Raw genomic sequence first — 8,521 nt, 5'->3', positions numbered from 1 at the left:
TTACTACCTCAATAAATCTGTTAGATATTTGGCAACTATCATTCTTGGCAATCATCACAAGCGTTTTTTTATTTTTGCCCCACTTATCCTGGGCGGAATAAAAATGGGTATGTTAAACATCAACTAAAATACTCAGGCAATGTTTTCTCTCTGGAATTGAATATAAATAACTTATTTATTAGCAATTCTGTGATGATAACTTTCCTAAAACCTAGAAATGGTCATTTATGAAACGTAAATATATGTTCTATTTCATCCTTATTTTTTTGATAAGAAATTTTGGTTGATACTTAATTCAATTGTTAGCACGAAAAAACTTCGATAATTTATTGAAAAATAACGCCTCACCTTTTTAAACAAGGAGCGGGTAAAATGCCACATCGAATACAACCCATTAAACATTCACAAATATACCCTGTATATTTAATTACTTTAAAATATAATATATTGACAAAATTAATATTATTACATAATAATAATCTTATTAAATTAATATGAAGATTTACTATCTTTATATTCATAAGAAAATAATTTACAATTAAGATCAATATTAGTGTAATACCGTATTGTTCATAAGAAACATAAGATATGAATTATCGGATATCAGATGATATTTACCATCGCATGATGTAAATTGAAATGAAGTCTTATACCGTTTAACTTGTAAACACTAGTGAACACATATATTAAAATCCCCTCCTCCACAAGTACCAAAGGAGGGATCATTTTATTTCCCAGAATCCACTACAGATTAAGACAAGCCCTTCACAGTTAAATGTAGCAAAAACCGCCGAAAACCTTCGTCCAATGCAAGGCTGTCGCAAATGGAATCGTCATTTTTATCAGCAACTCAATCTGCCATTACTAACGAATGATAAGCCTTTTTTACCTTCCATAAATAGCGTGGAGCCTGAGGTGCTGGATGATTATCCTGAACATACTGATAAAATTCATCCGGCGTCATGCGGTTTATTTTATTAACGGCTAATTGACGATCCACACTAAAAGTACGCAAAAGAGCACCCGCACCATTTACGTAGGCAACAATAGTGGCATAGTAGAGGGTCTCAGGGTTATCAATACCTGCCAGATGTCGCTCTTTCAGAATACTGATATAAGCAGTGCCAAGATCGATATTAGTTTTAGGATCTTTCAACTCACTAGTTGTCGGCTGACCAAGACGCCCCTTCTGTCGATACACATCCCGCCCTGCTGTCGATGCTTTAATCTGCATAAGACCAATCGCATTCGATTTACTGACCGCATCAGGGCGAAAACCGGATTCAACTTGAATAATCGCTCTGATTAACGTTTCATCAACGCCGTACCGATTGGATGCCTGTTGAATAAATGTGTCAAAAGGCGTTGGCGGGAAAGAAGAAATTCTAGCTGCGTTAGCAGTATTGCCACTAAGCATACGTTGCTGACCGGACTGTTTACCCGCATTTGTTTGCTGAACATTTCTCTCAGCGCAACCGACTAACAGCACGATCAGTGCCATAAAGCTCAGTCTTAATTTCACCCTATAATCCTCTGGATCAAATTTTACTAAAGCGCAGCATATACAATTTCGTTTACAATCTAAAAATATTTTTACTTAACTTTTCACTGTATTCGTGTTCATATTCATATGGAATAACTATCACAACAATCACTGTTCCCAAATTTTATAATCTTGACTTTACTTAGATGATATTGATAATCGTTATCATATATATACTTATAACAAGTAAGGTTTGAATTGATGAAGAAAAAACTTTCTCTGCTTTTACTTTCCCCTTCTGTTCTGGGAATTATGTTGATTCTCTTATCCACAATTTTATTTAGCCATCAGGTAGCTGCCGCCAAACAATTTAAAGTCGTCACTACCTTCACTATCATTCAAGATATCGCACAAAACGTAGCAGGTGATGCGGCGATTGTTGAATCAATTACTAAACCTGGCGCCGAAATCCATGATTACCAACCTACCCCCAAAGATATTATAAAATCTCAACACGCAGATTTGATCCTTTGGAATGGGCTAAATCTAGAACGCTGGTTTGAACGCTTCTTTGAAAACCTTAAAGATGTACCTGCCGTTGTTATTACTGACGGCATTGAACCACTACCTATCCGTGAAGGACCATACAACGGGAACCCTAATCCTCACGCCTGGATGTCACCCACAAATGCTTTGGTCTATATCGAAAATATCCGCCATGCGTTTGTGAAATACGATCCTGAAAATGCAGAAATTTATAATAGGAATGCCAAAGCCTACGCTGAAAAAATCGCCCAACTAGATTCTCCACTGCGAGAACGTCTTTCCCGGATTCCACAGGATCAACGTTGGTTAGTCACCAGTGAAGGGGCTTTTAGCTATTTGGCTAAAGATTACCAATTCAAGGAAGTTTATCTATGGCCGATTAATGCGGAAGAACAGGGTTCACCACAACAAGTTCGTCATGTCATTGATACTGTAAGGGCAAACAAAATCCCAGTTGTATTTAGCGAAAGTACAATTTCAGATAAACCAGCCAAACAAGTCAGTAAAGAAACAGATGCCCGTTATGGTGGCGTTCTTTATGTAGATTCACTCTCCGGCAGTGACGGCCCAGTACCAACTTATATTGATTTACTGAACAAAACTGTAGATACAATCGCAAAAGGATTTAATCAATGAATAGCAATATGCTGTTTGAACGTCCTCATCTAGTCGTCGATGACGCCACTGTGACTTATAACAACGGTCACACAGCTATTTATGATGCAAGTTTTTCTATCACCGGTGGAACTATCTGTGCGTTGGTGGGCATTAACGGTAGTGGTAAATCCACACTGTTTAAGACCATCATGGGGCTGGTAAGCCCATCTCAGGGAAAAGTAACTCTGAGTGATATGCCAGTCAAAAATGCTTTGAAGAAAAATATTATTGCATATGTCCCTCAAACAGAAGAAGTCGACTGGAACTTTCCCGTATTGGTTTCTGATGTTGTTATGATGGGCCGCTATGGGAAAATGGGATTCCTGAGAATCCCAAGTAAAAAAGATCACCAAGCTGTTGATAAAGCACTTGAACGTGTCGGCTTAACAGCCCTACGCAACCGGCAAATTGGGGAACTCTCCGGCGGGCAAAAAAAACGGGTTTTTCTTGCAAGAGCTTTAGCTCAGGAAGGTAAAGTCCTATTGCTGGATGAACCTTTCACTGGTGTTGATGTAAAAACAGAAAATGCCATCATTGACCTACTATGTGATTTACGTGATGAGGGCCATCTGGTTCTGGTTTCCACACATAACCTTGGTAGCGTGCCTGAATTCTGCGACCATGTTATCTTAATCAACCGGACTGTTCTGGCAAGCGGCCCAACAGAAACAACGTTCACCCAAAAAAATTTAGAGATGACTTTTGGTGGAGTGCTTCGCCATATTAATCTATCCGGCCGGGAATTACATGACGATGATGACCCACGCTCCTTGACGGTTATTACTGATGATGAACGCGCAGCCGTATTTTATGGTCATGATCACCATGTTCCGCCGCGGCAGAGTCAGCATAAGGAGAAGCGCCAATCATGACAGAACTTTTGCTGCAACCTTTTCACTACAATTACATGGTAAAAGCCATCTGGGTTAGTGCTATCGTCGGTGCCGTCTGTGCTTTCCTTTCCTCCTACCTGATGCTAAAAGGCTGGTCATTGATGGGAGATGCTCTTTCTCACTCAGTTGTACCTGGCGTCGCTGGTGCTTACGCACTGGGTCTCCCTTATGCAGGTGGTGCTTTTTTTACCGGAATGCTGGCAGCTCTGTCTATGACCTTGGTTCGTCATATCACTCGTTTACGCGAAGATGCGGTGATTGGGTTCATTTTTTCCACTTTCTTTGCAGCCGGCTTATTAATCGTTTCTCTCAATCCTACTTCCGTTAACGTACAAACCATTATTTTCGGCAATATCCTTGGCATCGCTGATGAAGATGTTCTCCAAGTTGAAATCATTATCGCAATTTCATTTATCGTACTCATGTTTATCTGGAAAGATTTGCTCGTTGTCTTTTTTGATGAAACGCACGCACGCTCTATCGGCTTATCTCCCTTGCGGATGAAAATCATTTTTTTTACTTTGTTGAGTGCTTGTACTGTCGCAGCCTTACAAACTGTCGGCGCTATTCTGGTGATTGCAATGGTAGTCACTCCAGGCGCGACAGCTTACTTATTAACCGATCGTTTTAAGCATCTGCTGATCATTGCCGTCGCTATTGGTTCTCTGACCAGTGCATTTGGAGCTTACCTAAGTTTCTTCCTTAACGGCGCTACTGGTGGTGTCATTGTCACACTGCAAACCGTTATTTTCCTACTGGCATTCTTCTTTGCGCCAAAACATGGGCTATTCGCTTCACGTATACGCGCCAAAAAAGAATCCTCAGCATTGGCTCAGGAGACACAACCATGAATGAGTTAATACAGTTTCTCACTGAGCCGTTTATGTTTCCATTTATGCAACGAGCGATATTCGCCGCGATTGTAACAGGTGCGGTATGTGCAATGCTTTCTTGTTATCTGGTTCTTAAAGGCTGGTCGTTAATGGGAGACGCCATTTCTCACGCTGTATTGCCAGGTATTGTGCTGGCTTTCGCCGCCGGTATACCGCTCGCGATTGGCGCATTCCTTTCCGGTATTTTTTGTGCTGTTGCAACGGGATATCTGAAAGAACATAGCCGGATAAAAGAAGATACTGTCATGGGAATTGTCTTTTCAGGCATGTTTGCCTTCGGTTTAGTTCTTTTTGCCCGTATGGATACCGACCAACATCTCACTCATATTCTGTTCGGAAATATACTAGGGATCACTAAAGATGAGTTGAACCAAACATTATGGATTACCAGTATCACTATGGCGGTGGTACTGCTAAAGCGCAAAGACTTTATGCTTTACTGCTTCGATCCGAACCAAGCACGCGTTGTGGGATTACCTGTTAAGCTTTTACATTATGGTTTGCTTTGCCTGCTGTCCATGACCATCGTCGCTTCCCTGCAAGCAGTGGGAATGATTTTAGTTATTGCAATGTTGATATCACCAGGCATTATCGCTTTCATGCTATGCCGCAGTTTTGACCGAATGTTAATTGTCGCTATCATTGCATCGGTCAGTTCCTGCGTCCTGGGTACTCTGATCAGTTTCCACATTGATGGCGCAACGGGGCCATGCATTGTTATTGTTCAGGCTATCTTCTTTACACTAGCACTGGCTTACAATCAGATAAAACTTGTAAGAACAAAATCTAAACGTAAAACGTATCAAGCTGCTCTACAAATCTCTAACGAACCCAACCAATAACAAAAAGGGTTATATCTGTTTTGAGATATAACCCTGTTAATCATATTTTTTACCTGATCATATATTTTCTCTGACTATAATTGTTCATAAAGTAATTGACGACGTAGAGAGGTGAACCATGTGGCAAGCAATAAATCGTTTGTTAAACGAACATTTCGGTGTTGCTGAAATTCACGATAAAACTGAGTTAGCCGGAGGGGACATCCACCAAGCTTGGCGAATCACACATGGAAAACGACAAGTTTTTGTCAAATCAAACCTGCGGGAAATGCTCCCTGTCTTCAAAGCAGAATCAGAACAACTTGAACTCTTGGCACGCAGCCAGACTATCCGTGTTCCAACTGTTTATGGTATCGGCAACACCCGTGACCATAGCTTTCTATTGCTTGAATTTCTGCCTTTAAAATCTTTTGACCCTCACAGTGCCTATTGCTTCGGTCAACAACTGGCAAAACTTCATCAATGGAGTGAGCAACCTCAATTCGGCTTTGATTTTGACAATATGCTGGCAACGACACCACAACCCAATGGCTGGCAACGACGTTGGCACCAATTTTATGCGGAAAAGCGGGTTGGTTGGCAATTACAAATCGCAGCAGAAAAAAACATGATATTTGGCGACATTGATAATATCGTTCAAGCCATAAGCAACAAACTTCAACACCATCAACCACAACCCTCTCTTTTACATGGCGATCTCTGGCCTGCTAATTGTGCTTCGTTAGATGATCAAACCGTTGCCTTCGACCCAGCCTGTTATTGGGGAGATCGTGAATGTGATTTCGCTATGTTACCGTTATACCCTGATTTACCGATGCAAATTTTCGATGGCTATCAGAGCGTATGGCCGCTCCCTGCCAACTTCATCGAACGACAACCCGTGTACCAGCTTTATTATTTGCTTAACCGGTGTAATCTGTTTGGTGGTGATAATCTTATTGCGGTTCAGAATATTATTGATAATATTTTGATTGAAAATAACTAATCAGTAGGTAATCAAGCTGCGAAACCCTTATTCCGCAGCTATAGCCAACCGGAGAGTCTACCAGCCTAAGATTTTCAATAGAAAATAAAAAATTGCACCGATAATTACCGGTGAAATATATAAGATATAAATCTGACTGAACAGTGTATGACGAGGAAGTTTAATTTTTAATTCAATCTGTTCTCTCGTCAGTCCATTATTGCCTTTAGCTTTTTCAATAATAAGCTGATCTTCAATATTTTCGCGTACAAACTTTACTTGCCTGTACATACGTTGACCTGATGCATTCATGGCAAGGCCGAAAAAAATAAGAAAATAGATAATCAGGAAACCAAGTGTTGACCCGGTAAAGTCGGCCAGATGATCAGGTGTTGGCGAATTTTTCCAGAAGAAATCCAGAAATGGAGTATTAAAACGCACCATTTCAGCCATCATTTTCAGCAAATCATCCAAAACAGCATTGATACCATCACCTTTAATACCATGCAACCAGGCAAGATTGATCACAGAAACAATGGTCGATAAAAGTGCCGGAATAAAAATCATCCAACCTAAAACTCGCTTAATAATAGCGATGTATCCGGCTTTTTGGTAAGTCATCGATATCCCTCATAGCAATCAGCAGATTTTATTTTTGGCTAATCATAGCCCATCAATCACCAAATTTAACTTTATATTTAATTAACTAAGGATTTCTTACCATGTTCCCGATCAGGAAAAGATTTCATCTACTGAGATTGTTACAATCAGCTCTCGCTAACTGTCTGACCAGAGAGAGATAGTGACTGCTCCCGGCCGTAAACGGCGAGGCTTCCCACTTCTCCGACCGCCACCGTCTTTATGACGGATTTACGCTGGCCTCCGTGGGCAGAAACGACGAGTCCCGCCGCCTGTAATTCCTGTATGCCCTTGCGCTGGATGTTGAGCGCCGCATTGATATCGCGGTCATGTTCGACTCGACAGCAAGGGCATGGCCAGATCCGCTTACGCAGCGGCATTTCCGGCATTTTGTGACCGCAGCAATGGCAGGTTTTCGAACTGGCAAACCACTGATCCAGTTTGACCAGATGGACGCCCGCCGCTGCGGCTTTATATTCCAGTTTCTTGATGAAGCCATGCCAGCCCGCATCCCCGATAGCGCGGGCAAGGTGGTGATTCTTCATCATGTTGGCCGATTTCAGTGTCTCAACAATTATCGCTTGGTTTTCGTCAACTATTGTCCGAGAGAGTTTGTGTTGAAAATCGGCGCGGGCATGGGCTACCCGCTCATGGACGGCCGCCAGACGTAATCGGGCCTTGCCGCGGTTAGCACTGCCCTGTTGTTTGCGGGACAGTGATTTCTGTTTACGACGCAGGTTACGGGCGGCGTTGATAAGGTGACGGGGGTTATTGACCTTCTTCCCGGTCGACACGATAAGATAGTGGGACAAACCCATATCACACCCGGTCACGCAGGTGATAACGCCCGGCTTTTCCGGCGCCTCCCTGCCATCGTCACACAGGATAGCGGCGAAATATTTTCCCGTGGCGGTGCGAGAGAGCGTAATGCTCTTCACTTTCCCTTCAATTTTTCTGTGTATGCGGGCCTTTATCGGTGACAATTTCGGGATCTTCACCGCGCCCTCCAGCACTTTCACCCCAACACAGTGATAGCTGGATTGCTTGCCCCATTTGCGTTTGAACGTGGGAAATTGGGCGCGCAACTTCGGGTTGAAGAAATTATCAAATGCAGTATGCAGATTGATCACCGCCTGCTGTAACGCGATAGAATCATATGCCCTGAGCCAGGCATACTTGCGGGATTGCTTCGCGACCGCCAGTAACGGTTTGAGGTCTTTGCGCGGATTTAAATTCACGCCGTGACGTTTGTAGGCATGCTTTTTGATGTGCAGCGCCTTGTTGTACGCAAAACGGACCGCCCCGAACTGACCGTTAAGATACTCGGCCTGTTCGGGTGTGGGGTAGATGCGGATCTTGGTCGCTCTTAACATATTCAGCGCTCATTGATAAAGTGCATTCATTTTAGCCTGTTTTACCGGCAGATATCCATTCATTCAGGAGACGTCGCAGTAGCCAGACCTAAAGCCCAAAGGGCTTTCAGATTATTGACAAAGTGCTGGTTTTTTATCCGGCACTTTGTTTTAATTAAGTTCCGTTCACTCAACGGAGCTTGCCGCCATGTTAAGAACACCCCCTCTCCAGACTTTCCCGCCAGAAACGCT

At 42.5% G+C, this 8,521-nt stretch carries 8 protein-coding genes; 5 read left to right on the top strand and 3 right to left on the bottom strand.

All coding sequences use genetic code 11. The features are described 5' to 3' along the window. Nucleotides 1–850 precede the first annotated feature (850 nt). On the bottom strand, nucleotides 851–1,522 hold the full coding sequence (locus EAE92_RS12605; protein ID WP_339959378.1) for a transglycosylase SLT domain-containing protein: 672 nt from the start codon (nucleotides 1,520–1,522) through the stop codon (nucleotides 851–853). 222 nt (nucleotides 1,523–1,744) lie between these two features. On the opposite strand from EAE92_RS12605, the gene EAE92_RS12600 reads away from it, so the two are divergent. The 5 genes from EAE92_RS12600 to EAE92_RS12580 all read left to right on the top strand — a co-directional run bounded on the left by EAE92_RS12600 (nucleotide 1,745) and on the right by EAE92_RS12580 (nucleotide 6,299). Beyond that, the gene (locus EAE92_RS12600; RefSeq protein ID WP_214068331.1) at nucleotides 1,745–2,665 is read left to right on the top strand and encodes a metal ABC transporter substrate-binding protein; all 921 of its coding nucleotides are present in this window, start codon (nucleotides 1,745–1,747) and stop codon (nucleotides 2,663–2,665) included. Continuing rightward, nucleotides 2,662–3,558, top strand: a complete 897-nt coding sequence (locus EAE92_RS12595) for a manganese/iron ABC transporter ATP-binding protein (protein WP_065391449.1) — start codon at nucleotides 2,662–2,664, stop codon at nucleotides 3,556–3,558. Before EAE92_RS12600 ends, EAE92_RS12595 begins: the two co-directional genes overlap by 4 nt. Further along, nucleotides 3,555–4,430, top strand: a complete 876-nt coding sequence (locus EAE92_RS12590) for a metal ABC transporter permease (RefSeq protein WP_214068330.1) — start codon at nucleotides 3,555–3,557, stop codon at nucleotides 4,428–4,430. Before EAE92_RS12595 ends, EAE92_RS12590 begins: the two co-directional genes overlap by 4 nt. After that, nucleotides 4,427–5,314 (top strand): metal ABC transporter permease, encoded by an 888-nt coding sequence (locus EAE92_RS12585; RefSeq protein ID WP_046397550.1) that lies wholly within the window; start codon nucleotides 4,427–4,429, stop codon nucleotides 5,312–5,314. Before EAE92_RS12590 ends, EAE92_RS12585 begins: the two co-directional genes overlap by 4 nt. A gap of 118 nt (nucleotides 5,315–5,432) precedes the next feature. Continuing rightward, a complete protein-coding gene (locus tag EAE92_RS12580) occupies nucleotides 5,433–6,299 on the top strand; it encodes a fructosamine kinase family protein (protein ID WP_214068329.1) in 867 nt (288 codons plus the stop codon). Nucleotides 6,300–6,356: 57 nt separating this feature from the next. On the opposite strand, the gene EAE92_RS12575 is transcribed toward EAE92_RS12580, so the two are convergent. Continuing rightward, the gene (locus EAE92_RS12575) at nucleotides 6,357–6,899 is read right to left on the bottom strand and encodes a YniB family protein (protein ID WP_214068328.1); all 543 of its coding nucleotides are present in this window, start codon (nucleotides 6,897–6,899) and stop codon (nucleotides 6,357–6,359) included. Between the two features lie 146 nt (nucleotides 6,900–7,045). After that, a complete protein-coding gene (locus tag EAE92_RS12570) occupies nucleotides 7,046–8,290 on the bottom strand; it encodes an RNA-guided endonuclease InsQ/TnpB family protein (RefSeq protein ID WP_214068327.1) in 1,245 nt (414 codons plus the stop codon). Nucleotides 8,291–8,521: the final 231 nt, after the last annotated feature.

Source organism: Photorhabdus hainanensis, from assembly GCF_018448965.1.
Lineage (GTDB): Bacteria > Pseudomonadota > Gammaproteobacteria > Enterobacterales > Enterobacteriaceae > Photorhabdus > Photorhabdus akhurstii.
This window is presented reverse-complemented; position numbering and strand designations above follow the sequence as displayed.